Here is a 23,919-nt window from a genome sequence, read left to right as displayed (position 1 = left end):
AGCAGCCCTTGGTTGATCATCACTCTTGCGACAGAAGGACGATCGACCAAAGGGCTGCGTGATCAGTGTCCACCATCTCGACCGCGAGCGGTCGCTCGGGACGTTGTCCGGCTTCCGGCGGGAGTTCCACCGGTGTCTGTCCCGTCGGGCGGACGGGCTGTTCGAGCTGGCCGACGCCGTGTTGTGCGCCGACGGGCCGGTGCGGACGCTGGTCGGTCTGCCGCTCGCGACCGAGGATCGGCGTGGGCACGGCGGGCTCTACGACGCGGTCAACAAGGGCCGTATTGAGGTCGACCGGTTACGGGGCGCGCTGGCCGGGATGCCGTTGCCGCGGGCGGCCGACGGTCGTCTGGTGCTCGCGGTGGACGTCTCGCCGTGGTTGCGGCCGGACGGTGCGACCCGCCTGCCCGGACCGGTCGTTCTGCCATGTCTACGGCCGCGGCAAGGGTGAACATCGCATGATCCCCGGATGGCCGTACTCGTTCGTGGCCGCGCTCGAGACCGGCGGCACCTCGTCGACCGCCCTGTTGGACGCGATCCGTCTCCCGCCCGGTGCGGACCTCGCTGCGGTCACCGTCGCCCAGGTGCGCGGGGTGGTCCAACGACTCGTCGCCGCCGGCCAGTGGCAGCAGGGCGATCCGGAGATCCTGGTGGTGCTCGACGCCGGCTACGACGCGCCCCGCATCTCCTGCTTGTTGGCGGATCTGTCGGTGCGGGTGCTGGGACGGATGCGGTCGGACCGGGTGCTGCGCCGCCCGACCCGCCTCGGGCCCACAACCCGTTGGGTGGACGTTTCCCCAAGCACGGCGGCGAGTTCGTCTTCGGCAACCCGACAACATGGGGCGCCGAGGACGTGCCGACCCGCACCGACACCCGCCTCTACGGCACCGCCACCGCACAAGCCTGGAACCGCATGCTCAAGCAGACCCTCGGCCGGACCCGGCCACGGCTGCGTTCACCCGAGGCCGCCGACCGCTGGACCTGGCTGATCCTGGCCGCCCACGCGCAGCTCCGCCTGGCCCGCCCGCTGGTCGCCGACCTGCGCCACCCCTGGGAACGCCCCGTCGAACAGGTTGAAAGGCAAGCTGAGCCCACCGCAGCCGCCTCGTCCCGATCCCGCGACCGGTCGGCAAAGGCGGCCCGTGCGGTCCGGCGACGCCGCAGGTGGGACCGGACAGAGCGCGGTCGACGCGCGGCGACTCCCCGCACCGAACGGACATGGGTCACGGGAGCCGCCGCGGGGACCGCGAACACCGCCGGCGCACGGCGCCGAGCCGGGACAGCGTGTCAGCGCCCCGCCCGAAGCCGTCGCCTCGCTCGCCCTTGACCACCGAATTCGTCGGGCAGGTCCGACGGACGCAGGCCAGGCACCTGTACCTCCGCCGACCTCAGACGGAACAGACAACTGTCGTCCTGTCCGGCCGAAGTCCGTGGTGTCCGCACCCACCTTGCGAGCTGTTGACCAAGACCTGCGAGAACGCCGAGAACCTGTCCGTCGAGCCCGCCGCTCCCGATCCGCTTCCCGGCCTCGGCGCGGATTCCGCCTACCAGGCCCGGACGAACCGAAGCCGAACCGTCCTGACCCGCGTGGCGGACCGCAGGTCGGGCGTTCCTCCCTCCACCACTTCCGCACCGAACTCACGGGAGCCGTTCCTTCCGACGGGGACTACCGTGTTGTGGGCCATGCCGGGGTGAGACGGGTGGCCGGACGTCCGCGCGTGGTCGCCCGTTCGGCGCTGTCGCAGCTCACCAGACGGGAGCACTCTGGTGGCCGGCGCGTGCTCGCGTCCGCAGAGGGCGCCGGGTGCCGCCTGAATGGAGAGCGACGATGGCCAAGTCGTTACGCACCGCCGCGGCCATGCTGATGACGACCGTGTGCACTGTGGCGCTGCTCGTGCTGGGGCCGGCCGGGACGGCATCGGCCGGGGTGCTGGACGTGACGTGCACCCCACCCAGCAGCGAGAACGCCACCTTCACCCCGCCGCTCACCATGACCCCGCAGACCGTCACCGTCGTTTCCACGGTGCAGTACGGGCCGTGCGTGTCGCTGAGCCACCCGGCCGTCACCTCCGGCTCCAGCACCCGCACCAATGTCGTACCGGGGCGGAGCTGCCTCGACCTGCTGGCGGGCGGACCTTCCACCTTCACCATCACCTGGAACACCGGCCAGACCTCGACCATCTCCGCCAACCGCACCACCACCATCGTGGGAGCGGCCTTGGTGGTCACCCACACCGGCACGGTCACCTCCGGCCTGTTCACCGGAAGCACCGTCCTGCAGACCACCACCGGCCCGGCCACCGCCGTGCTGCCGTGCACCGCAGGGCTGGGCACGGTCGCCGGCATCTACTCCCTCGTCACCCTGGAGATCACCTCACTCTGACCCGCGGTTCCCAAAACCGTCCCCCGCCACCGGACGGAGCGGACGATGTGGCGGTGTCCGGGTCTGACTTCGTCGAGGTGTTCGCCTCGCTCGGCGAACGAGTCGCCTCGCGAGGCGTGTCCATTCGCTGATCCTGCCGGCGTCGAACGCACATCGTCAGCAACTGGTCCGCAACCATCACGTCACGGGCCGCCCTCCAAGTTTCACCCACGGGCCAGGAGTTCGGCCGTGACCTCGGCAAGCATGCCGGGGTCCCTCGCGGCGCGGCCGATGGCGACGCCGTCCCAGTCCCCCGCGGAGCGCAGCGCGGTGTAGGTGCCCGGGATCACCGCGCCGCCATAGAGGAAGCGCACATCGAGGTCGGTCGTCGCGGCCCGCAGCGCGCGCAGGATGGTCGCGGCATGGTGTGGGTCGGCGCCTTGGCGTGCACCGATCGCCCAGTTCGGCTCATAGAGGATCACGACGGGTCGGCCATGGGGAAGTCGGCTGGTCGCGGTGCGGACCTGTGCGGCCACGTGTCGGGAGGCCGCTTCGGCGGGCAGGTGGTCTTCCTCGCCGACGCACACCAACGGGGTGATGCCCGCCCTCGCGGCCGCTTCCGCTTTCCTGGCCACGAGGACGTCGTCCTCGCCGAACACGCGCCTGCGGTCGGCGTGGCCGAGCATGACGTGGCGACACCCGAGCTCGGCGAGCAGATCCGCGTCGACCTCGCCGGTGACCTCGTCGCCGCTCGCGGCGCAGTCCTGCGCCCCCGCGGCGACACCACTGCCGCGCAGGTGCTCCATCAAGGGGATCAGCAAGGGGTGCGGCACGCAGGCGAAGAACGACAGCCGCGCGAGATCCGCGGCGTGTGGAAGCACGACGTGGTCGAGCCAGTCGAAGAGCTGCTCCCGGTTGTACTCGACCTTGGTGTTGGTGCACGTGAACGGCGACGGCAATCCCATGTCCTCCTCCTCTGCTCACTCCAGGTTCGTGTGGCGCGCGAACATGTCCTCGGCGGTCGCTCCGACTGTTCGCTGCATGACCATGACGAGGCAGTCGAAGAACACGAACGCGGCCTGTTCGAACAGCGTCCCCACGAACTGGGTCGACGCCGACAGTTGGTGGTCCTCGCCGTACTCGCGCAGCCGCACCACGAGGTCGGCCTGCGCGGCGAGCGCCGAGTCCGGCGTCGCGGTGACGACCGCCACCCGCGCTCCGGCCCGGATGGCTTGCCGCGTGATCGCCACGACACCGGGCGTCTCGCCCGAGCCGCTGCACACGATCAGCAGGTCGCCAGGGGCGATCGCCGGCGTGGTCACGTTCGTGGCGACGTGCGCCGTCAGCCCCAGGTGCGTCAACCGCATCGCGAACCCGTCGACAGCCAGCTTCGACCGCCCTGCTCCCAGGACGAAAACCCGCTGGCACTCTGTGGTCGCCGCGATGAGCGCCCGCGCCTCCTCCTCCTCGACCCGGGTCAACGACGCCTCGATCTCCCTGGTCACCACCCGGCGCGCACTGGCGAAGACACCATCCCCTCCCACTGGGAGTTCCGCAGGAGGTTCAGGTGGACTGGTTTGGTCGACCACGGCGGTTCCTCGATTCCCTTCGGTGGACGCGACGCCCGCCAGTCAGACAGGCGGTTGACGCGGTGAGTCGATTTCTCGGCGCGATGCTTGCTCCCGTGCCTTCGGACAGCGGAATGGGCGGAGTGCGCGACCGCGTCGCAACGACCGAGAGGCAGGACGTCGGAGTTGCGATCCAGAGCACCACTCGGGACGGACGTGACCTCAAGAGACCACCGCGAGCACCTCCACGTTCAGTGGTGTCGAGTTCCGACCCTTGCATTGGGAATCCCCGAGCTCGGAACAGCCTCATGTGTCAACCAGTTCGATTCGGTGAGAGCACCGGTGACCAGGTGAGCGTGACTCAGCTCGCGGCTGCGGTGGGGTACCTGGCGGGAGCCGAAGGCGGGCTGGACCGAATCGACCTCGAGCGGGTCGTGCACCGGCGTAGCGCACGGTGCACATCGACTCGCACCTCGTCGGGGTGTGAGACGGTGTGAGCAAGGCCATTACCGCACCTCATCTCCGCCCGGATGGGCTGAGGGGGAGGGCTCGGTTCACAGGACGATGGTGAGGCTGACCGGCTCGCTGTCGTACTCGAGCCCGTCGTCGGTGAGGCAGTCCAGGAGGTTCAGGGAGGGCGACCTTGCGGATTCGGTGTCCACCGCGGGACAGGCGACAAGGCCGCCTCGCGGACGGCCGCTCAGAGTGAGGTGATCTCCAGGGTGACGAGGGAGTAGATGCCGGAGACCGTGCCCAGTCCGGCCGTGCACAGCAGCACGTCGGTGGCCGGGCCGGTGGTGGTCTGCAGGACGGTGCTGCCGGCGAACAGTCCGGAGGTGACCGTGCCGGTGCGGACATCCACCAGGGCGGCACCCACGACGGTAGCGGAGTAGTTGGCGGAGACGGTCGAGGTCTGGCCGGTGTTCCAGGTGATGGTGAAGGTGACGGACCCGCTGTTCAGCAGTTCCAGGCAGCTGAATCCCGGCGAGAGCACGGAGATGGCGCGGTGGCCGGAGGTCAGGGCCGGGTTGCTCAGCGACACGCACGGCCCGTACTGCGCTGAAACGCCGATGGTGACGTCCTGCGGCGTCCGGGTCAACGGCGGGTTGTAGGTGATGCTGTTGCTGCTGGGCGGGGTGCAGGTCACGTCCAGCACTCCGGCCGAGGCCGTCCCGGCCGGTCCCAGCACGAGCAGCGCCAGGGCGGACACGAGCGTCATCAGCGTGGCCACGAAGGTGCGTAACGACTTGATCATCATCGCTCTCCATCCGGGCGGCACCCGGCACCCCGTGTGGGCGCGAGCACGCGCCGGCCACCAGGGTGCTCCCATTCGGGCGGGCCGCGACAGGACCGAACGGGCGACCACGCACAGACGTCCGGACCTTCGTCGCCACCACCGTGTGGCACCGGACCCCACCGACTTCGGCCGGGAGGAACAACCCACGTATCCGTTCCGTGCCGGGATGGTGGAGGGGCGAGGGCCGACCTGTGTTCCGCCATGTGTGCCCGGACGGTGGCGGGCCTGGGGTGCGACGTCGTCGAACCGCACGACCCCGCCTCGCCACCGGCCGCGGGACCGATGACGGGGCGGTCGTGGGGGGATGGGGTCAGAGTGAGGTGATCTCCAGGGTCATGAGGGCGTAGGTGCTGGAGACCGTGCCCAGTCCGGCGGTGCACAGCAGCACGTCGGCGGCCGGGCTGGTGACCACTTGCACGACGGCGCTGCCGGCGAACAGGCCCGAGGTGACCGTGCCGGTGGAGGTGACCACCAGGGCGGCACCCACGATGGTGGAGATGCGGTTGGCGGAGACGGTCGAGGTCTGACCGGTGTTCCACGTGATGGTGAAGGCGGGGGTCCCGCTCTGCAGCAGGTCGAAGCAGCTCCGCCCCGATACGGGGGTGGTGCCGGCGGAGGAGCCGGAAGTCAGGGCCGGGTTGCTCAGCGACACGCACGGCCCGTACTGCGCCGTGACAGCGAGGGTGCCGTTCTGCGGGGTCATGGTCAGCGGCGGGTTGTAGGTGGCGGTGTTGCTGCTGGGCGGAATGCAGGTCACGTCCAGCACCCCGGCCGAGGCCGTCCCGGCCGGTCCCAGCACGAGCAGCGCCAGGGCGGACACGAGCGTCATCAGCGTGGCCACGAAGGTGCGTAACGACTTGATCATCATCGCTCTCCACCGGGCGGCGCCCGGCACCCCCTGTGGGCGCGGACCCGCGCCAGGCAGCCAGGATGACCCCGTCCGAACTACCTCCGACACGACCAAGCGGGTGACGGCGCACTGACATCCGGCCCCCGTCGTCGCCACCGCGATCCCGTTGTCGGGTCTGTCAAACACGAGCGGCTCTGGCGCACTTTCGGTGGTGGTGTTAGCCGAGGAGGATGCGGTGGCGCAGGAGAGTGAAGCCGGCTCGTCCGTACATCTGGCGCTTGATCAGCTTCGTCTTGGTGTTCACGCCTTCGGTGCGCCCGTTGTGGTGGTCGAGGGTGATCGCGGCGGTGACGGCGTCGATGTCCTGGTTGATGCCGCGGGCGAAGGAGTGCACGTGCGGTAGATCGGCCTCGCGTGCGGCGGTGGCCCATGCCGCCAACCGGGCCGGGTTGTCCTTGCAGGGAGCCAGTAGGGCGGCGAATGAACGCACGATGGCGGCCAGCGCCGTCATCTCGGGACAGGCCAAAGTCAGGGCTTCGACTCGTTCTCGTTGCCGTTCGGTGAGATTCTCCGGCCGAGTCAGCAACAGTCGAGCGGCCCGACGTGACGAGAGGTGCGGATGCTCGTCGAGGTACCGCCCCTGGTCAGGTACCGCACGAAGAGGTTCTGGCTGCCGTTGTGGCCCAGGGCGCGGATTTCGCCCAACAGCGCGGTGGCCCCCACACCCAGCTGCTGTTCACGGCGGGCACGCAGGTGGTCCCGGTACGAGCCGACCATGCCGGTCCGGTACTTGGGGACCCGCTGGATGCGTTCCGGTGTGGCCGCGCGGGCGTAGCGCTTGACCGTGTTCATCGCCAGGCCGAGGCGGCGTGAACAGTCCAGCAACCCAACTCCGGCCTCGCGCAGGGCATGGATCTGTTGTCAGCGTTGAAGGTTGGTCTCGGCGAGCTTTCCCTGGCGCAGTCCGGCGGCCGAGGCCCAGCACGTGCTGTAGGCCGCGACCTCCCCGCACGGCGGTGTCCCACAACCCTCGACCCCGTCACGGCCTGGGGTCCACCGCACCACCACCGGAAGTGCGCCAGAGCCGATCACGAGATAGACCTCCGTCGCGGCGGTCGAGTGGCTCCGATTCCGCACTTATGCGTTCTCGGTCGCCGATTCTTCGACTAAGGGTTGGTCCATTGCGGCGCAACGACGGTGAAGGGCACCCTGCGATGTGCGAAGAGCAGAGGAATGACGAGGATGCGAGCCTGGGGGACGATGGCGTGCGCAACAAAGATGCTCCGGACACGGAATTAGGCGACGGACCGTCGATGCTCAACGAGACTGGAGCGGTGAACGGACCGGTAGTGCAAGCGGGGGCCATCTACGGTGGCGTTCAAATCACCAGCGGTCCGTCCTCATCGTCACAGTCCCCGACGGAGGATCCGTGGACGTCGGCCAAGACGATCATTGAGCTGACCGGGCGCGATCTCGGCGTCCACAAGTCGATCGACATCGAAAGTGCCTTACTGGACGGTCCGCCGCTCTACATCCCCCGCTCTCATGATCAGGATCTCCAAAAGGCGTTGAGCGGGCCGTTTCCCTGCGGGCGGATGGTGGTGCTGTTCGGCGAATCGGCGACCGGAAAGACCCGCACGGCCTACGAGGCGTTGCATGCGGTCGAGCAGCTGCGGACCTGGCCGGTCATGCGCCCGACGGGGCCCGACCATTTGCTGGAGCTGCTCTGTGCCCCGGCTCCCCCCAGGCATGTGTTGTGGCTCGACGACCTCTACATCGACTATCTCGACACCAAGAAATCAGTCGGGATAGTGGATCGATTACGGCTCGTCCTGCAACGTCCTTCACCTTTCCTGGTCATCGCCGACATGTGGACCTCCCACTGGAACGAGTTACGGAGGCGGCAGGGCGGATCGACTCGGGCGAGTTTGGCGGGCAAGTTGTTCGACGAGGCGGACGTCGTCGAAGTCAGACTGCCGCTCGGTTTCGCCGAGGTGGACCCCGACGAGTTGGACCGCTTCACCGCTCGGGATCCGCGGCTGGCGCTCGCTCACAAGACAGCAGGCGATGGCCTGCCGATCACCCAGGTCCTGTCCGGTGGCCCTCAGCTGCTCGACATCCACCTCGAGACCGCACACTCCCAGCCCGTCGAGCATGCGGTGATCACCGCGACGATGGACGCGCGCCGACTCGGCCACCTCTCCCCGCTACCACCGGAGGTGCTATGGGCGGGGGTGGCGGGTTATCTGACCGACGAGCAACGCCTGGTCGGGAAGAAACGCTTCGGCAAGGCACTGAAACGCGCTACCAGGAAGCACCGTGGCATCGCGGCACTTACCCCACGCCCCACGACGCCGGGTCTGAGGGCCTCCGCGGACGGTTACGTGTTACACGACTTCCTCCACCAGCACGCCGTGCAGACCCGCGCGGCTGAACCGTGCCCGGAGAGTCTCTGGAACGCCTTGGTGGACCACACTTCCGACGTCGACGACCTGGAGCGGCTGGCCGCCGACGCCCAACGCCGCGGCCTGTACAACCTGGCTGCGCGGTTCGCCGCCCGGGCCGCCGCTCTCAACAGCCCAGAGGCGATGCGCCTGCTGGCCTGGTTGCACGATCTCCGAACAGCCGCAGGTGAAGCCGATGGGTGGCGTGCTCGCGCCGATAGCCTCGATCCTTCTTCGTGGGAAGGGCCTCCGATCTTCCTGGAAGATCTGCAGGAGTCCGAGGACGGCCTGCGCGAGCGCGCCGAGCGCGGAGACCGCGAGGCGATGCGAGTCCTCGCGGACGACCTGATGCCGACACGCGCCGAGGAGGCGGTGCTCTGGGCCCGCCGGGCCGCAGACGGCGGCACCTCCGAATCGATGATTTTTTTGGCACGGATACTGCGACACGCCGGATACGAGGACGAGAAAAAACAGGTGCTGCTCTCATCCGCCGAGGCCGGCAATACCGGAGCGATGCTGCAACTCGACCTGGACCTGACACGGCGGGGAGAGCACGAGGAGGCGCTGCACTGGGCGCGCGCACACGCCGAGACGGGCAACCCGCTCGGTGTGTCCCGCTTGGCCACAGTGCTGCAGCGGCGAGGTGATCACACAGCGGCCGAGGAGCTGCTTCGCCGGCACGCCGAGGCTGGCTCCACTCCCGTGATGTGGCACCTGGGTCAGCATCTGGCGAACACGGACCGTGTCGAGGAAGCGGTCACCTGGTTCCAACGCAGCGCCGCCGACGACCTGCTGGCGGTGAACCTGATCGTGAACAAGTTCCAGGAATTACACCGCCTCGTGGAGGCCGAAAAACCGCTACGCGTTCAGCACGACAGAGGCAAGTGGATCGCTACTAGGAAACTAGTCGAACTGCTCGAACTCCTCGACCGGTATGATGAGGCTGAAACACTACTACGGCGACTCGTGGAGGTGTCGTCACATCCAACTCTCGGCATCCATCAATCATCGGCGATGGAGAAGTTGATCGAGTTCCTGCGCGGAATTGGCCGCACTACCGAGGCCGAACGGCTGAGGATGTACGGGATTGAACCTGGCGGGGTTACTTCTCAGGCGTTCGACCTCCCGTCACCCCTGAATGATCAGCGTTAACCTGTTGGGTGGCAAAGTCAGCCATACCGCCTGACCTTCGGTTGAGCTTGCTGTGGATTCGTACTCGTTGATCAGGCAGCTGAGGACTGGTCGGCGGCGTATGGAGGTGTAGCCCGACGCGATGGACGTGCCCACCGTGTGGGGTGTCAGAACTCTGCACTGGGATGCTGAGCTGCGACGAGATCGCGCGTGCTGGACCTCCAGGGCATGATCGTGAGGTGTGGCATTGCGACTGCTGTACCTGATCTTCGCCCGACTCGGTAACTGGCTGGTCTGCTCGGCCAGTCCTCCGCCGCCAAGGACGTCGAACTGCTGGTTCTGCGACACGAGGTCGCCTGTGGGGTGCCGGAACTCTGCACTGGGGCGCTGAGCTGCGGCAATCGCGCACCATGTGCTGCAGGAGCATGATCATGGGGCATGGCGCTACGACTGCTGTACCTGATTTTCGTCCGACTCAGTGACTGGCTGGTCTTGCTCGGCCGGTCCTCTGCGGCCAAGGACGTCGAGTTGCTGGTACTGCGGCACGAAGTCGCCGTGCTGCGCCGGACCAACCCTGTGCCTGCCGATAACCTCATCCATGCAATAGAGGACGCGCGGCACCCAGGGCATCGAAGGGCTCAGGGCCACGGTTGCCATCCGCCGTGGTGTCGGCCAGCACGGCATGATGATCGGCTGTGCTGCTCCGACTGGCCTACCTCGGCGTGACCAACACGTTCGCGCTGCTGCGCCTGCTGCCCATGAGCGACCGGGACAAGGACACGGAGATCCTGGCGCTGCGCCACCAGATCATGGTCCTGCAACGCCAACTCGGAGACACCCGACCACGGTTCTCCCCCGCCGACCGGGCCTTCCTCGCAGCACTGCTGCACCGACTCCCGACGCAAGCGCTTCGTCGACTCCGGCTACTGGTACGCCCGGAGACGATTCTGCGGTGGCACCGAGACCTCCTCGCCCGCCGCCACGCAGCCAGATCCCGCCCCAAGCGGCCCGGCCGACCACGGACCATCCGCTCGATCCGACTCCTGGTACTACGCCTAACGCGCGAGAACCCCAGCTGGGGCTACCGCCGCATCCACTGAGAACTCCTCGTACTCGGCATCACAGTCGCCGCCTCCACCGTCTGGCAGATCCCCAGGACGCCGAGGTCGACCCGGCACCAGAACGCGTCTCCACGACCTGGTCGGACTTCCTCCGCTCCCAAGCCGACGCGATCCTGGCCTGCGACTTCTTCGAGACCACCACCCTGAGCGGCACCCGCCTGTACGTGCTCGCGGTGATAGAGCACGCCAGCCGCCGGATCCGCGTCCTCGGCGCCACCGCACACCCCACCGCCTCCTGGGTCACCCAAGCCGCCAGGAACCTCGTCATGGATCTTGAAGAGGCGGGTAGTTCCGCGCGGTTCCTGATCCGCGACCGGGATGGAAAGTTCCCCGCCCTGTTCGACGCCGTCCTCGCCGACGCCGGTATCCAGGTCGTCCTCACCGGTGTCCGGATACCGCGCATGAACGCGATCATGGAATGCTGGAACCGCAGCTGCCGACGCGAACTCCTCGACCGCACCCTCATCTGGAACCAACAGCACCTACTCCACGCCCTGCGCGAGTACGAGAAGTACTACAACACCCACCGACCCCACCAAGGCATCGACAACGCACGACCACTACGCGCCCTGCCACCAGCCGTCACCGATCAAGCAGCGATCACCAGACTCGACATCCGCCGACAGCAACGACTGGGCGGCATCCTCAACGAGCACCACCACGCCGCCTGACCAGCACGGACGACATTTTCGGCAAGCACAACGGTCCGCTCGATCGGCGAGACGTTCGGGTCTTCCCCGCGCGAGCGGGGGTGCTCCCAGGTGCAGCGCGGCGTCGGCCAGCCACGTCGTGTCTTCCCCGCGCGAGCGGGGGTGCTCCGCACGACGACGTCCGCGGACAGGTCGGGCGACAGCGTCTTCCCCCGCGCGAGCGGGGGTGCTCCGGCAGCGGAGATCCTTTCCGAGGCCAGCCGCTCGTCTTCCCCGCGCGAGCGGGGGTGCTCCCTCGTCGCGGTTGAGCTACCTCGCGGCGGTGGAGTCTTCCCCGCGCGAGCGGGGGTGGTCCGCCCAGGCCGAGGTCGTTGAGGTCGATCTCGATGTCTTCCCCGCGCGAGCGGGGGTGGTCCCCGGCCGGTGACCATCGCGTCGCCAGCCAACCCGTCTTCCCCGCGCGAGCGGGGGTGGTCCTCGGCCTGCATCTCCGCGTCGTTGCGGCGCATCGTCTTCCGCGCGCGAGCCGGGGGTGGTCCGGGCTGTCCGGCAGGTTTCCTGGTCGGAGTCGGTCTTCCCCGCGCGAGCGGGGGTGGTCCCGACCTGAACGTCGTCGCCGCCAGTACACGGAATTCTTCCCCGCCCGAGCGGCAGTCACCGGAAACCACCACCAGCGACACGGAGCTCAAACCGCCCCTCGACGACCAAGCGCGGGTAAGAAACCGCTGTTCAGAGGTGAGTAGGTCTGCGCGGCCCCCTGCCAGGGACTCGAACCTGCGCAGCCACTCGACATGCCGTACCCCTTGCCCATCCCGAGGCGGCGTGGATGTCGCCCACGAGTGTCACCGGAGTTGCTCGACGTGACAGTCGTACGTGCCGATGTGCCGTAGTGCGCCGCCGCAGCGCCATGGCGTCGCCACCACGATCCTGGGCGCCTGCGGCCCCGCAGTCTGCGTCCAATCGCGTCGGTTCAGGTCATCAGGCGGCCATGTCAGCAGGTCAGAGCACGTTCAGAACGCTCGACGCAGGGTGGAATCGGTTCACTCCAACGGGTGGCGTTTGGCGTCGGTTCGCCGGATTCACCCGTTCGGGACGACCCCATTTGGCGTTGGTCAAAGATCTGGAGCGACCCGCTCCTGATTTCGCTCCTGAACAGCGTTCACCAAGATCGCAAAGTTACAGTTCCGTGACCAAGTGAAGATCGACATTGACGCACGAAAAAGCCCGCTGACCTGGGCAAACTTCCCAGTTGAGCGGGCTTCTTCAGACCGTCGGGACGACAGGATTTGAACCTGCGACCCCTTGACCCCCAGCGGGACAAGGGGTGTCCACAGTGGTCCTATCCGGTCCGTTGTGGCTGGTCGAGTCCGGCGGCAGTCCAGGTCAGGGCCTCCAGTCCGGCCCCGTCCAACAGGTCCGTGAGACGCCTGTGAGACGGGACCCGAGCACCAGAGGTCCTGTTCACGATGAGTACCACCCACTCCCCCATCCCAACTACGCCGCTTCGACGGCCACCGCGACGCCTCCGCCCACCCTTCAACATGGAGGACAGCGGGTCCGTCGACAGCCAACAGCCGGACGAGACCACCGACCAGCGGCACGTTCGCCGCCACGCCGACCGCGTCACCGCTCTCCTGGAGCCGCTGGACGGCGTCGAACTCGGCGAGCAAGACCGTCACGTCATCGAGTGGCTGGCAACCCATGACACCTCGGTGGTCGGCACCGTTGCCAGCCTCCTCTACCGTGCTCGCGCCGTGGACGGTGCCTGGTGAGCGTCGAAGCCATCAGCTGGGCGCTCAACCACGCCCCCATCCCCACCGACCGCAAGGACGCCTCGACGCTGGCGATCACGCTGATCGCGCTCGCCAACCACGCCGGTCCCGACGGCCGCGACGCGTTCCCGTCGGTCGAGCGGATGATGCGCTACACCCGCCTGTCCCGACGGACCATCCAGCGTTCGCTGCGGTCGCTGGAGGAGTTGGGCCTGATCAGGCCGGGCAACACGCACGTGCGCGACGCCAAGATCTCGGAGGCCAACGCGCGGCCCCAGGTCTACAACCTCGCACTGTCCACCAGGTTGTCCACAGCCCCTGACGAGAGGCGTCAGGATGACGCCCCTCTGACCAGCAGGGGGCGTCAGCAGAAGCGCCTGGGGGCGTCAGCAGCGACCAGCGGGGGCGTCACCACGACGCCCAAACCGTCCTTCAACCGTCCAGATAACCGTCCCGCGCCGAGCGCGCCCCCTACCGGGCGCTCGGCGGTGCCACCAGTGTGCGGGCAGTGCGACGCCCGCGACTCCGACCCGGTCAGTGCCCGCGTCCTGTGGCTGGACGAGGACCGCACACGGTCGGTGCCGTGCCCGCGCTGCGCGCCGCAGCGAAACGGGGGTGCCCGATGAGCCGGGTGCACCTCTTCTACAAGGAGCCGCCGAGCATCGCGCACCCCAACGGCTGGCGTTCCTCGCCGCACTGCATGGAGGACCGGACCGCCGCCGAGCGGCTGCGGGACGCCACCAACCTGCTGTCGGGCCGCAGCGCCACCGCGCGCCGCACCTGGCACTTCGTGGATTGCCCCGGTGACGACTGCGGGGTGCAGCGATGAACACCTCCATGCCCTTCCCCGGGCCGAACGACGACGACGTGGAGCGCGCAGTGGCCGAACTGGAGAAGTACGTCGCCGCCCACGCCCCGGCCGCAGCCGACCCGGCTCCACTCGCTGTCGCACCGGCCACCAAGCGGGTCCGGGACCTCCGTGCCGAGGTCGACGAGGCCCGTGTCCTGCTGGAATTGCAGGCCGACGCCGCGCCGCTGCTGGTGGACACCGACCGGGTCCGGCGCAGCCGCAAGCGCGTCGCCGAGGCCGCCCGCCTGTACGCCCTGGCCCAGGACCCGGCCGCACGGGCCTGGCAGGCATCGCGGGTGCGCCTGGTGCTCACCGCCGCGGCGCTGACAGCACTGGTCGGGGCACTGGCGTGGTCCACTACCGGCGTTCACCACACGCTCACCCGAGGCATGGTCGAACGTACCGCCGCGTGGTGGGGCGCCTGGGCTGTAGAGCCGGTGATCTCGACGGTGCTGCTGGTGGTGGTCGGGGCGCGGGCGTTCCTGGCGACCCGCGGCCGGGTGCTGCGCCACCAACACCTGGCGGTGGTCGAGTACGGCGCGTTAGCGGTGACGCTGACGCTCAACGTGTGGCCGTACCTGCCGTGGGTGTCGGTGCCGTGGACGCGGTTCGACCCGATGCAGCTCCTCGCCCACGCCGTCGGCCCGCTGGTCGCGGTCGGCGCCGTGGCGGTGTTGCCGATCATCTGGACGGCATTCGCCGACCTCGACCACGGCCTACCGGTAGGCCCTACGCCTACCCCCGCCAGCCCCGAGTACAGGCAAAACACGCCTGGCACCGCACCGGCACAGCGCCGGACCACCGGCGACCGAGTGGCCCTACTGGTAGACCGCGCCCGCTGGATGATCGCCGCCGGCCAGCTGACCGCCGACCCCTCCGCCACGCGATTGCGGGAGGCGCTGGGGTGCGGAACCGACACGGCCCGCGAGGTCCGCGATGCCCTTCGCAAGGACGGGGCATGATCTTGACGAGCAGAGCGATGCGAAGCGACGAGATATTCCCTTCTTGAACGTCCTAACCCCGTCAAGTGCCAAGGGTGGCGTCCCGCGAGTTGCCACACCCGTTCTGGACGAAAAAATCATCACCATATCAAATCGCAATACTCCGGTTCCGCGCTCGACCGAATGCGCGATGCCGCGCCTTTACATTCACCAATAACCTTCAGCAGAGTCCAGTCAATATAGATGCATCGAAACTGCACAGCACCACAATCAGCAGTTATACAATGTCGATTATCCCGGGTAGACGAATGGAGGCGGGGCTCAGTTGACATGGTAGGTGTAAGCCGAGGAACCGTCAGCTTGCTAAGATCTCTTGCCGGGACTACGCACGAAAGGTTACTAGCCTTGACGGAAATTCGTAAGGGTACGTCGTCAGCCGGCGGCGCTCGTGCAGCCACAGGTATGCGGTTTCAAGCGGAGGTATTCGCATGGTGGGCCACTTGCGCAGTGTCAGACACGCCGCCGGGAATGAATCTAAGGCCAAATACGAAGATCGTTGCAGTTGGGTGCGAAACTGAATTTCCCGTCGATGACGTAGCAGTGGCACTGTCTGACGGCGGGTTCGTTTTGATACAGGCCAAGTACGGCATGCAAAAGCTAGATTCACGTCGCGACGACGTCCTGAAAGCCGTAAACCAACTAGTCAACGCCTTCCTCGCCGGATTAGAAACCAGCTCCGGAAAGCGGCCCATCGACATCGAGCGAGACCGGCTAGTCATAGCGACTAACATCAATGCTAGCGCATCTTTTAAGCATCTAGGAAAGGTGTTGGAGAGATTACGTGGACAGCCTGAATCGTACCCTGCTTCTCGCGCCGCACGCTCAGAACAAGAACGCAAGGCATGGGCCACTTTCACCGAACTCGTCGAACGAAGTCTACAGAACGCATCTCCTGAAGAACTCCATAAGGTAGACCTATACCGCGACTTCTACCGAGCAGTGGCGATTCAACGCTTCGATTTTGGGCCGGACACAGGCAAAGATTTCGTCCGTGCACGTGAATTACTATCGACAGTGGGCGCGACCAGGTCGTTCTCTGAACTTGTCAGAATTGGTATCACTGCAGCATCCAACGGGCATTGGCACCAAACCCAACAGATGGCCGCAATGCTAGGAATCTCGTCCCCGGCTTTACCGAACGCAGAAGAGTCGAGTGCAGATCACATCACACGTGTACGCGAAGCGCGGCCTCGTCTACTAGGCGTTCACGATGCCATCCGTCCCGCAGGCGCTGCAACTGAACTTGACGAATTGCCTACATACGTACCGCGAGATATAGACAACGAGATTCGCACTCAAATTAACTATGCAAGCAGGCAGGGAGGATTCGTTCTTCTAATCGGAGGATCCTCCACCGGGAAGACAAGGTCACTATTCGAAGCAATAAAAAGCGAGCTTCCAGATTGGTGGCTACTACACCCAAGCGACATCACCACCCTAAGCAAATTTATTGCTGCGCCGACGCCTCAATCCGTCGTATGGTTGGATGAAATACAGCGTTATCTGGAGAATCCCGGACAACTTTCACCAGATATCGCCAGGAGGATGATTAATGCGGGATACGTCCTAGTCGGAACGATGTGGAGAGACCAGTATCATGCGTGGATAGCTGAACACGGCGACAAGCAGAAGGATGCGGTCAATAACAGCAACGTGCTCAAGTTAGCCAAAGTTATAGCCGTACCAGAAGCTCTAAGCAGAAAAGAAGTACGGTTCGCAGAGCGGTTGAGCAAAACGGATAGTCGCATCCGAATTGCCCTAAATGATATTTCATCTGGATTTACTCAAGTTCTCGCTGCTGGCCCACAACTGATCAACCATTGGGAAGAGGCGCCCGACAGCCAATGCTATGGCAAGGCTGTCATTACCGCTGCTCTCGACGCGCGACGTGTCGGTTTTCGAGCGCCCCTCACGCGTGACCATCTAGCTATGGCGGCACCAGGCTATCTGAAATCAGAACAGCAAGCTACTGCTCCCGAAAATTGGCTTGATCAAGCACTGTCTTATGCCACCGAACGCATGCGAGGTGCCGCTTCTGCACTACGCCCAGTTTCGACCGGCATGGGTAACATCGCGGGATACACAACGGCTGACTACCTATACCAGCATGCCCTCCGGGTTCGCCGAACCGATACCCTCCCAGATACCGCCTGGCGTGCCATGGTTGAATATCATCAAGAAAGTGACGCTAGTCGGCTCGCCGACAGCGCCCGGCGTCGAGACCGACTTCACGAAGCAGAACTTTTATACCGTGCATCACTTGGTGAGAGTTCACTTGTGGCGCGATCTCTAGCCGAACTTCTCGAAACCCAGGGGCGAATCGACGAGGCCATACAGGTGTTACGCCCTTATAGTAATAGTAAGGGTGACATCCTGGCGGCAGTTGACTTCGCAAGGATGCTCGGAAGTCAAGGCAGACTAGAAGAACTCGAAGAGTTCGCACGCATCAACGAGTTCGCTGTTGACGAACTGATCGAGGCGCAGGCGATATCTCTAATAAAGGAAGGGAAAATCGATGAAGTTAGCAAGCTCTTCAAGTTGCAGTTCGGCGACGACTTCGGCCGGCATGCGATAGACTATTGGAAGCCAATCGACTTGATGCTTGAATCAGGTTGGACAGACCACGCAAAAGTTATTTTAGAAGCCCAAGCCAGCGCAGGCAACCTTCACGCCTCTCGCCGTCTCGCCGACCTACTGGCCAGCCGGCAAGAATTCGACGAATTACAAGCTAGAGCTGTCGATGATCCACACATTGCCAGAAAGATGGCTGAACTTGCACTCGAACACGGTTGGAGCGACCAAGCCATCCGTATCCTTCAAAACCACATCACCCAGGGCGAATTGGTCGCAGCCATGGCCTTGGCCGATCTATTTAGGCGTCAAGGCAGATTCGACGAGGCCGCCGAGATTGAACGTCAGGAATACGGCAACGCGTCATTCCAATCTGGACACACGGCACGCATGCTACTAGCGCACGACCGTCTAGAGGAACTGGCGGATCTTATCAACTCTGGCGACCTCACCGCTGTTTATGCTCTTGCAGAATTCGGCGCAGTCGACTTTGCCATAGATCTACTTCGGGATTTGACCACCAATGGCGGTCACTGGTCTGCCCATACTAGCTTAATCAGTCTCCTAGTTGAGAATAATCGCATAGAAGAACTGCAGGATGAGGTAGCCGCAGGCACCCCTGGCGCAGTCGAAGGGCTGCGCACACTTCAAAGCAAACAGACAGAGAACCTTCATCAGAAAGCAAGGAACTTCTGAGGCTTCATGCCCGCAGATGCAGCCCGGGCCGCTGCAGTCTGCGGGCGTATCGTCGGCATTGACGAGTCCGCGAATTCAGGATTCGATGATCAATCCAGTCCACCGCTTGGTGATGATAAGGCCTTCTACGGGGTGCTCAGCGGAGTAGGCGATCACGACCGGCTCGCCAGTGCGATTGCTGCCCCACGCGCGGATTTGATCAGTCAGCTTCCGTGCGAGGCGTTCCCCAGCTTGACCGTGGCCGATCGCACCGAGTTCGGCATGGGCGCCGCCGCTCTGATCCGGATCCACGCGGCGGTAGGTGAAGTAGGCCAAGGAGTCGCCCTCCGCGAGAGCGGGGCTGCGGCTGGGGATGGCGGGAGTGCACAGCCCGCTTTCGACTGCGACTTGGTCTGCGGCGATGCGGCAAGTGGCTGGTTCGGTGGCGGTCATGCGGAGCCAGACGCCGTCGAAGGGCTCTGAACCGCCCACCGTGACCTCGGACCAGACCTCGGTCTTCGGCGTGCTCAAGACGCCGTGGAGGAGCTCGGGGTCGATGTCCTGGTCTGCGTCCCAGTACAGGGTGACCTGCTTGTCGTCGTCGAGATGGGTTGAGCGCTCGCTGTCCTGGCCGATCATGGGCACGAAGCCGCACAGTTTGACCGAGTCCGACCGCAGCAGGTCGTCGTCGCGGACGAAGGCGACGCTGCGCGTCTGGCCGCGCCAGCGCAGGGGGACGACCAGGCGACCACCGGGAGCCAGCTGTTCGCGCCATGCGGGCGCGATGTCGAACGCCCCGACGGTGACGATGATCCGGTCGTAGGGTGCGTTGTCGGGTGCCCCGAGGGAGCCGTCGGCGGTGATCACCTCCACGTCGGCGAAGCCGGTGACGTCCAGGCCCGCGCGGGCACCTGCGGTGACCTCTGGGTCGATGTCGACGGTGGTGACGTGACCGGTCCGGCCGGTCAGCGTGGCGAGCAGGGCGGCGTTGTAACCGGTACCGGCGCCGATCTCCAGGATGCGGTGGCCGGGCTGGACGTCGAGCTGGTCGAGCATCATCGCGACCACCGTGGGCACCGACGCGCAGCTCAGGGCGGCGCCGTCGGCGGCGCGCTTGGTGATCACGGCCTGGTTCGCGTAGGCATCGGTGAGCTGCGCGCCGGGCACGAAACGGTGCCGGGGAACCTCGCGCAGGGCCTGCTCCACCGCAGCGGTGCGGGCGTGGCCAGCGGCCTTGATGCGGTCGACCATCGCGGCGCGCAGGGCCTCGGGCGAGGAGTCGGTGGTGGTGTTCATCAGTTCCTTCTCAGTGCGGGCGGGCGGATGGTAGCGGCGTGCGCCGGGCACGGCGCGGGGTTGCAGCGGGTGTCAACCGTTGAGCAGCAGGCAGGCATCCCATCGGGTGACTGGTCCAGTGCCGACTCGGCCAGCCAGGAGAACTCCGGTAATGCCTTCCAACAGGCCAGGTGCGGTCGGCGGACCGTGGTGGTCGAGGTGGTTCTGCAGGCGGGTGCGCAGCGCGGGCAGGCTGGCGGCCAAGCGATCGTCGGTGGCGTCCGCGGCCATCCGCCACGCCGCGTGCAGGAGTCCAGCCCAGCCGTGGCACAGCGAGGCGTCGTGCAGCTGCGCGAGCTGGTGTTCGTCGTTCACGCAACCTACGAGGGCCTGTTCAGCGGTGCGTTGGCGAGCCTGATCCTCCAGGGCGAGGGCGGCCAACTGTTGGGCACGGGCGATGCCCGGCGTGCCGTAGCACCAGGACGGGCGCTGTGGACCGCGCTGGCGAACGGTGCGATCCCGGTGTTCGGCGCGGGACACGATGCCAGGCCACCACGGGTTGTCCATCGAGCCTTGGCGCAGGTCGTCGAGCCAGGTACAGATCCGCTCCACCGCCTCGAATTGACCGGAGACCGCGGTGCCGCGTCGCGCGGTGATGGCCAGCAAGGCGAGTGGGCCGGTGATGCCGTGGGCGATGCCCAGGTTGCCGTACCCACCCAACCAGCGGTCTTCTCGGTGCTCACCTGGCCCGTTGCCGCTCCACCAGCCAGGCATCTCCTCGCCGTCGACGACCACGGGTTCAGTCAGCCGAACGAGGTAGGCCAATACCTGGCACAGCAGATCGGTGTCGCCGTGGGCGTGCAGGAGATACGCGCCGATCCCGGTCAGACCGCTGATCAGGTCGAACTCGCGGACCTCGGCAAGCTCGCAACGATCTATGCGGTCATGAGCGACGGAGAGGCGCTGCTGCGTGAGGGTCCTGATGTGCTCATCGAGGGTTTGCAGTGCAGTCGGAAAGATCGGTCTCCCTACCGACCAACGAGCCGCGTGCAGGGTGAAGGCGACTGCCGGTGCTCCTCGGTACAAGCCGCAGGCGGCGGGATCAGCGGTGACGGGCTGCTCGGTCATCATGCGCAGCCACGGCTGAGCGGTGTCCCACCGACCGTTCTCCAGGTGCAGCAGGGCGATTCCCGCCGCGCCCCTGCTCAAGTCCTGTCCCCAACGTGGCTGCGCGGCCAGCAGCGAGGTATCGGTCAAAGCGATCACCGAACACCTCGGGCGTGCCAAGCCACGGCGGCTTGGCGGGCCATGCGGCGGCAGGATGCCTCGCTCACTCGATCAACGCCGAGAACCCGGTTGTGGTGCATGTGCAGCAACGACTCCAGCACCGCGTCGGCGTCGATCTCAGCGGACAACTGCTTGCGATAGGCAGCGAGGGCAGCAGCTCGGGCCTTCCACGCCTGAGTCAGCTCATCCGTCCAACCCGGCAGTTCGCGAAGGTTCTCGGCCAAGACCAAGCGGATCACACTCGCCGTGTGGTGACGGTCCGCAGTGCCCGGCGCAGGACGGTCGAGCAGCCAGCGCAGAGCCCGTTCACGGCTGTCGAGGAAACCGTCTGCGATGGCGATCATGCCGATTGCGGCCAAGACGGTGGGAGCGACGACGGCGTCAGGCAGTTGCCGCAGTTGGCTGGAGACCGCGGTCGAGTCGGCGATGAACACCTCCTCGGCCGCTTCCATCGCCGGGCCGGGCCCGTAACGACCTGTCTCGGGGAAGTAGGTGTCCAGGACGAGGCGCGAGACGAAGCCGTCGTGGCGGAGTTGCTGAGCCCACTCACCGACCGCAGCCACGGCACGCAGGTGTTCTTCCCGACTGGAGGTGCGCAGGCGTAGCCGCAGGTGGTCGTTCTCCTGCGGGCTGCGGTAGCGGATGTACCAGGCGTGTGCTGCCGATCCGGTCGTTTCGAGGAGCTGTGGCAACCGGTGGGCGACGATCTCGTTCACTCGGTCGGGATGGGTGTAGAGCTTGGCGTACAGCCAGTCCGCTGTGCCGGGGAGATGCCCGTGATTGCTGTTGGTCACGAGTGGCAAGGCGGTGACGTGCGGGGAAGGTGTCGGTGGTCGCGTGGAGGCCAGTGGCACAGCGATCTCGTGGACGTGGCCGCCCGCCCAGCCGAGCATGGTCTGGTCGGCGACCTCGCCCAGGATCGCCTGCCCGTGGCGGGCCAGGTGGGTGCGGAGCACCTCGGCGTGCACCGGCTCGTCCAGGGTGAGCCGCAGCGAGCGGTCACCGTCGCGCAGCTCCACTGTGCTGGGGCAGCGCAATCGAAGCCGCCAGTGTTCGAGCGCCGTCCTCCACTGGTCGCTGTCGGTGGTCCTGGGCAGGTCCGTCGTGCCCAGGCGCCAGCGCGCTGGGCTAAGCACGGCATGGCGGTAGCGCACCCTGGGCAGGAACGGCAGCCGGCCCGCGTGCGGTCCCCAGTCGAACTCGTGCCACGCCGCGGTCAGCGCACGAGGCAGGTGGGCCAGGAACCGCGCCAGCGGTGGGGCCTGCTTGTCCAGCGCCAGCGCGTGGAACACCTGCGGTTCGACCACCTCGTTCCGCGACCGGCTGACCAGGTGGAGGCCGTGGTGGGTGGCGGTCACAGCGAGGTCGTCCAGTCTCACGACCGCGGACTGGCCGCTCCCGCCGTGTTCGCCGAGCGGGAGCACGTGCGGCAGGTAGGTCGGGACGCGCGACACGTTCTCGGCGTTCGGGAAGACCGGCCGGAACGAGAGCTGCACCGGTAGGGCACCCTCCACAGCGGTCGGCATGGCGGCGTACGTCGTCCTCAGCTCGGAGCCGTCGATCACACCGGTGAATCGGGAGGTGAACGTCCCAGCCGAGCGGCCTGGTGCCACGGTGAACGTGTAGTCGCCGCGCTGGAGCGCGTCCGGACCGGTGGCCTGGATGCGGGCGGCGAGTTCGACATGCGGCGGGATGCGGCGTTGCGCAGAGCTGCCTCCCACGGTCAGCGCGTCGATCATCTCGTCGGTGAGGACCACCTCGTCGGCGCGGTCGACGACCGCGTTCCAAGCCAACGTCAAGAGCGTCTCGTGGCGTGGTGATCCCGAGTCCGCTGGCATCGGGTGTGGGCTACCGAGGTAGCCGGCGGGGAAGCCGAGCCCGGCGTCCGGATCGACCACGTCGGCCAGCGGCACCAGGGTTCCGGTCCCGTAGCGAGCGCAGAACGCGGTGTAGTACTCGTGCCACACGGCCTGCCCAGTTGGCTGGTTGCTCAGCCGTACCAGGACGTCGGCGGCGCGCTCAATCTCGTTGACCACCAGTTCAGGCAGGGCTGTTCCGACGTCCAGTCGCAGGTCGAGCCCCAAGGGAACTCGCCCGGCTAAGGAGATCGTCCTCATGCGGCTGCTGAGTTTCACCCGCATGGACACCTGCGCTGCACGTGTGGCACCCGCCTGGTTGTGCCGAACGAGTTCGGAGTGGATCGCTTCCAGCTCACGCAGCACGGGTGCGGTCTCGGCCAGGGTGTCAGCTCGTGCTCCCCTCAGGCGGCCAACCAAGTGCTCCAGTGGATCGGTGATCGTCATCGGGGCGCGTAGGCACGTTATGATCAGTCCTTTGTGGATCAGCGGGACAAGAATGTCGTTGACCGCAGCGGGATCGGCCTGCGGAAAGGCGGTGAGCACCGTGGTGACGAGTTCGCCGAAGCTGATCGGCATGGAGGCAGCCTCACGGACCACGTCGACGACACGGGTGCGGCGAATGCTGGTCTTGGCAGGCCCATGCGGTGCTTCCAACCGAAGACCGCGTTCGGCGGCGAGATCGGTGAACACCACGTCCAGGCGCTTCACCAGCTCGGGTCGCGCTTCGAGCTGGTCGATCACGTCGGCCAGCCAGCTTGTGTCGACACGCGCGATCACGCGGTGAGCGCCTCCCCAACGCGTCTTCACGCCGCTGGACGACGCGTCGAGCAGCGCGACCGGTGCCACGCCTGCGAACAGCCCGAACGGCGTGTGCCGGCTGACCGCGCGCAGCAAATATCGAACCGTAGCCAGGGTGGCGCGGCGCACCTGCTTGCTCGTAGCGGCGGGGTTTTCGCGCAAGCCTTGAACCCGCGTCGCCAGCCCAGGACTGGCGGCACCGATTGCCTCGGCCACGTCCGGTCGTGACCAGATTTCACTCAGCCACGATTTGCACATCTCGGTGTCGACCAGGTTGGGCCACCGCAACGGCACCTCGTGCAACGGGATCGCCGCCGCGCGCAGCAGGCCAACCCCTTGGTTCCGGTAGAGCGGGGTTGTGTTCGAAGTGGGCATTTGGCCCTCCAAGGCGGCGGTCGAGCCGGGGAA

The 23,919-nt window shown here is 66.3% G+C and carries 21 protein-coding genes and 1 CRISPR repeat array; of the genes, 11 read left to right on the top strand and 10 right to left on the bottom strand.

The genetic code is table 11. The features are described 5' to 3' along the window. Positions 1–58: 58 nt before the first annotated feature. The gene (locus tag B0I31_RS42750) at positions 59–451 is read left to right on the top strand and encodes a transposase (protein WP_281262331.1); all 393 of its coding nucleotides are present in this window, start codon (positions 59–61) and stop codon (positions 449–451) included. Positions 452–458: 7 nt separating this feature from the next. Then, positions 459–989, top strand: coding sequence for a transposase (locus B0I31_RS31570; protein ID WP_281262332.1), 531 nt, complete (start codon positions 459–461; stop codon positions 987–989). Here B0I31_RS31570 and B0I31_RS42745 read toward each other — a convergent pair. Continuing rightward, the gene (locus B0I31_RS42745; RefSeq protein WP_281262333.1) at positions 956–1,084 is read right to left on the bottom strand and encodes a hypothetical protein; all 129 of its coding nucleotides are present in this window, start codon (positions 1,082–1,084) and stop codon (positions 956–958) included. The genes B0I31_RS31570 and B0I31_RS42745 overlap by 34 nt on opposite strands. Positions 1,085–1,828: 744 nt before the next feature. Between B0I31_RS42745 and B0I31_RS31565 the strand changes: the two genes are divergently transcribed. After that, positions 1,829–2,383: a hypothetical protein gene (locus B0I31_RS31565; protein ID WP_106619031.1), complete on the top strand. Its 555-nt coding sequence runs from the start codon at positions 1,829–1,831 to the stop codon at positions 2,381–2,383. A 203-nt stretch (positions 2,384–2,586) separates the two neighbouring features. Here B0I31_RS31565 and B0I31_RS31560 read toward each other — a convergent pair whose 3' ends face one another. The 6 genes from B0I31_RS31560 to B0I31_RS31535 form a co-directional block, all read right to left on the bottom strand. Beyond that, positions 2,587–3,327, bottom strand: coding sequence for a triose-phosphate isomerase (locus B0I31_RS31560; protein WP_106619030.1), 741 nt, complete (start codon positions 3,325–3,327; stop codon positions 2,587–2,589). A 15-nt stretch (positions 3,328–3,342) separates the two neighbouring features. Continuing rightward, entirely contained in the window at positions 3,343–3,867 is a 525-nt protein-coding gene (hxlB, locus tag B0I31_RS31555; protein WP_219910877.1) for a 6-phospho-3-hexuloisomerase, read from the bottom strand. A gap of 763 nt (positions 3,868–4,630) precedes the next feature. Further along, positions 4,631–5,185: a hypothetical protein gene (locus B0I31_RS31550; protein ID WP_146174017.1), complete on the bottom strand. Its 555-nt coding sequence runs from the start codon at positions 5,183–5,185 to the stop codon at positions 4,631–4,633. 352 nt (positions 5,186–5,537) lie between these two features. Then, a complete protein-coding gene (locus tag B0I31_RS31545) occupies positions 5,538–6,092 on the bottom strand; it encodes a hypothetical protein (protein ID WP_146174016.1) in 555 nt (184 codons plus the stop codon). A gap of 202 nt (positions 6,093–6,294) precedes the next feature. Beyond that, entirely contained in the window at positions 6,295–6,663 is a 369-nt protein-coding gene (locus B0I31_RS31540; protein ID WP_181320575.1) for a transposase, read from the bottom strand. After that, positions 6,657–6,962, bottom strand: a complete 306-nt coding sequence (locus B0I31_RS31535) for a hypothetical protein (RefSeq protein WP_146174015.1) — start codon at positions 6,960–6,962, stop codon at positions 6,657–6,659. The genes B0I31_RS31540 and B0I31_RS31535 overlap by 7 nt, the downstream gene beginning before the upstream one ends. A 296-nt stretch (positions 6,963–7,258) precedes the next feature. Here B0I31_RS31535 and B0I31_RS31530 point away from each other — a divergent pair, with 296 nt between their 5' ends. The 8 genes from B0I31_RS31530 (at position 7,259) to B0I31_RS40155 (ending at position 18,313) form a co-directional block, all read left to right on the top strand. Then, positions 7,259–9,673 (top strand): SEL1-like repeat protein, encoded by a 2,415-nt coding sequence (locus B0I31_RS31530; RefSeq protein ID WP_146174014.1) that lies wholly within the window; start codon positions 7,259–7,261, stop codon positions 9,671–9,673. 674 nt (positions 9,674–10,347) lie between these two features. Continuing rightward, the gene (locus tag B0I31_RS42135; RefSeq protein ID WP_245950579.1) at positions 10,348–10,752 is read left to right on the top strand and encodes a helix-turn-helix domain-containing protein; all 405 of its coding nucleotides are present in this window, start codon (positions 10,348–10,350) and stop codon (positions 10,750–10,752) included. 287 nt (positions 10,753–11,039) lie between these two features. Further along, positions 11,040–11,444 (top strand): integrase core domain-containing protein, encoded by a 405-nt coding sequence (locus B0I31_RS41330; protein WP_245950578.1) that lies wholly within the window; start codon positions 11,040–11,042, stop codon positions 11,442–11,444. Between the two features lie 59 nt (positions 11,445–11,503). Next, a CRISPR array of direct repeats spans positions 11,504–11,900; the repeat unit is 28 nt; unit sequence GTCTTCCCCGCGCGAGCGGGGGTGGTCC. A 1,064-nt stretch (positions 11,901–12,964) separates the two neighbouring features. Then, complete coding sequence (locus B0I31_RS31510) at positions 12,965–13,195, top strand: hypothetical protein (protein ID WP_106619023.1); 231 nt, start codon at positions 12,965–12,967, stop codon at positions 13,193–13,195. Beyond that, entirely contained in the window at positions 13,192–13,821 is a 630-nt protein-coding gene (locus tag B0I31_RS31505) for a helix-turn-helix domain-containing protein (protein WP_181320573.1), read from the top strand. The genes B0I31_RS31510 and B0I31_RS31505 overlap by 4 nt, the downstream gene beginning before the upstream one ends. Continuing rightward, positions 13,818–14,024, top strand: a complete 207-nt coding sequence (locus B0I31_RS31500; protein WP_106619021.1) for a hypothetical protein — start codon at positions 13,818–13,820, stop codon at positions 14,022–14,024. The genes B0I31_RS31505 and B0I31_RS31500 overlap by 4 nt, the downstream gene beginning before the upstream one ends. After that, on the top strand, positions 14,021–15,007 hold the full coding sequence (locus tag B0I31_RS31495) for a hypothetical protein (protein WP_106619020.1): 987 nt from the start codon (positions 14,021–14,023) through the stop codon (positions 15,005–15,007). The genes B0I31_RS31500 and B0I31_RS31495 overlap by 4 nt, the downstream gene beginning before the upstream one ends. 579 nt (positions 15,008–15,586) lie before the next feature. Next, positions 15,587–18,313, top strand: coding sequence for a hypothetical protein (locus tag B0I31_RS40155; protein WP_146174013.1), 2,727 nt, complete (start codon positions 15,587–15,589; stop codon positions 18,311–18,313). 75 nt (positions 18,314–18,388) lie between these two features. Here the strand turns inward: B0I31_RS40155 and fxlM are convergent, their stop codons facing one another. The 3 genes from fxlM to B0I31_RS31480 form a co-directional block, all read right to left on the bottom strand. Further along, positions 18,389–19,588, bottom strand: a complete 1,200-nt coding sequence (fxlM, locus tag B0I31_RS31490; RefSeq protein WP_106619019.1) for a methyltransferase, FxLD system — start codon at positions 19,586–19,588, stop codon at positions 18,389–18,391. A 72-nt stretch (positions 19,589–19,660) separates the two neighbouring features. Continuing rightward, a complete protein-coding gene (locus tag B0I31_RS31485; RefSeq protein ID WP_245950577.1) occupies positions 19,661–20,833 on the bottom strand; it encodes a lanthionine synthetase C family protein in 1,173 nt (390 codons plus the stop codon). Continuing rightward, positions 20,830–23,886, bottom strand: a complete 3,057-nt coding sequence (locus B0I31_RS31480) for a lantibiotic dehydratase (protein WP_106619018.1) — start codon at positions 23,884–23,886, stop codon at positions 20,830–20,832. The genes B0I31_RS31485 and B0I31_RS31480 overlap by 4 nt, the downstream gene beginning before the upstream one ends. Between the last annotated feature and the right edge of the window lie 33 nt (positions 23,887–23,919).

Origin of the sequence: Saccharothrix carnea (assembly GCF_003014735.1) — a bacterium.
Lineage (GTDB): Bacteria > Actinomycetota > Actinomycetes > Mycobacteriales > Pseudonocardiaceae > Actinosynnema > Actinosynnema carneum.
The sequence above is the reverse complement of the archived record's forward strand: the minus strand, read 5'-3'. Positions and strand labels throughout refer to the sequence as shown.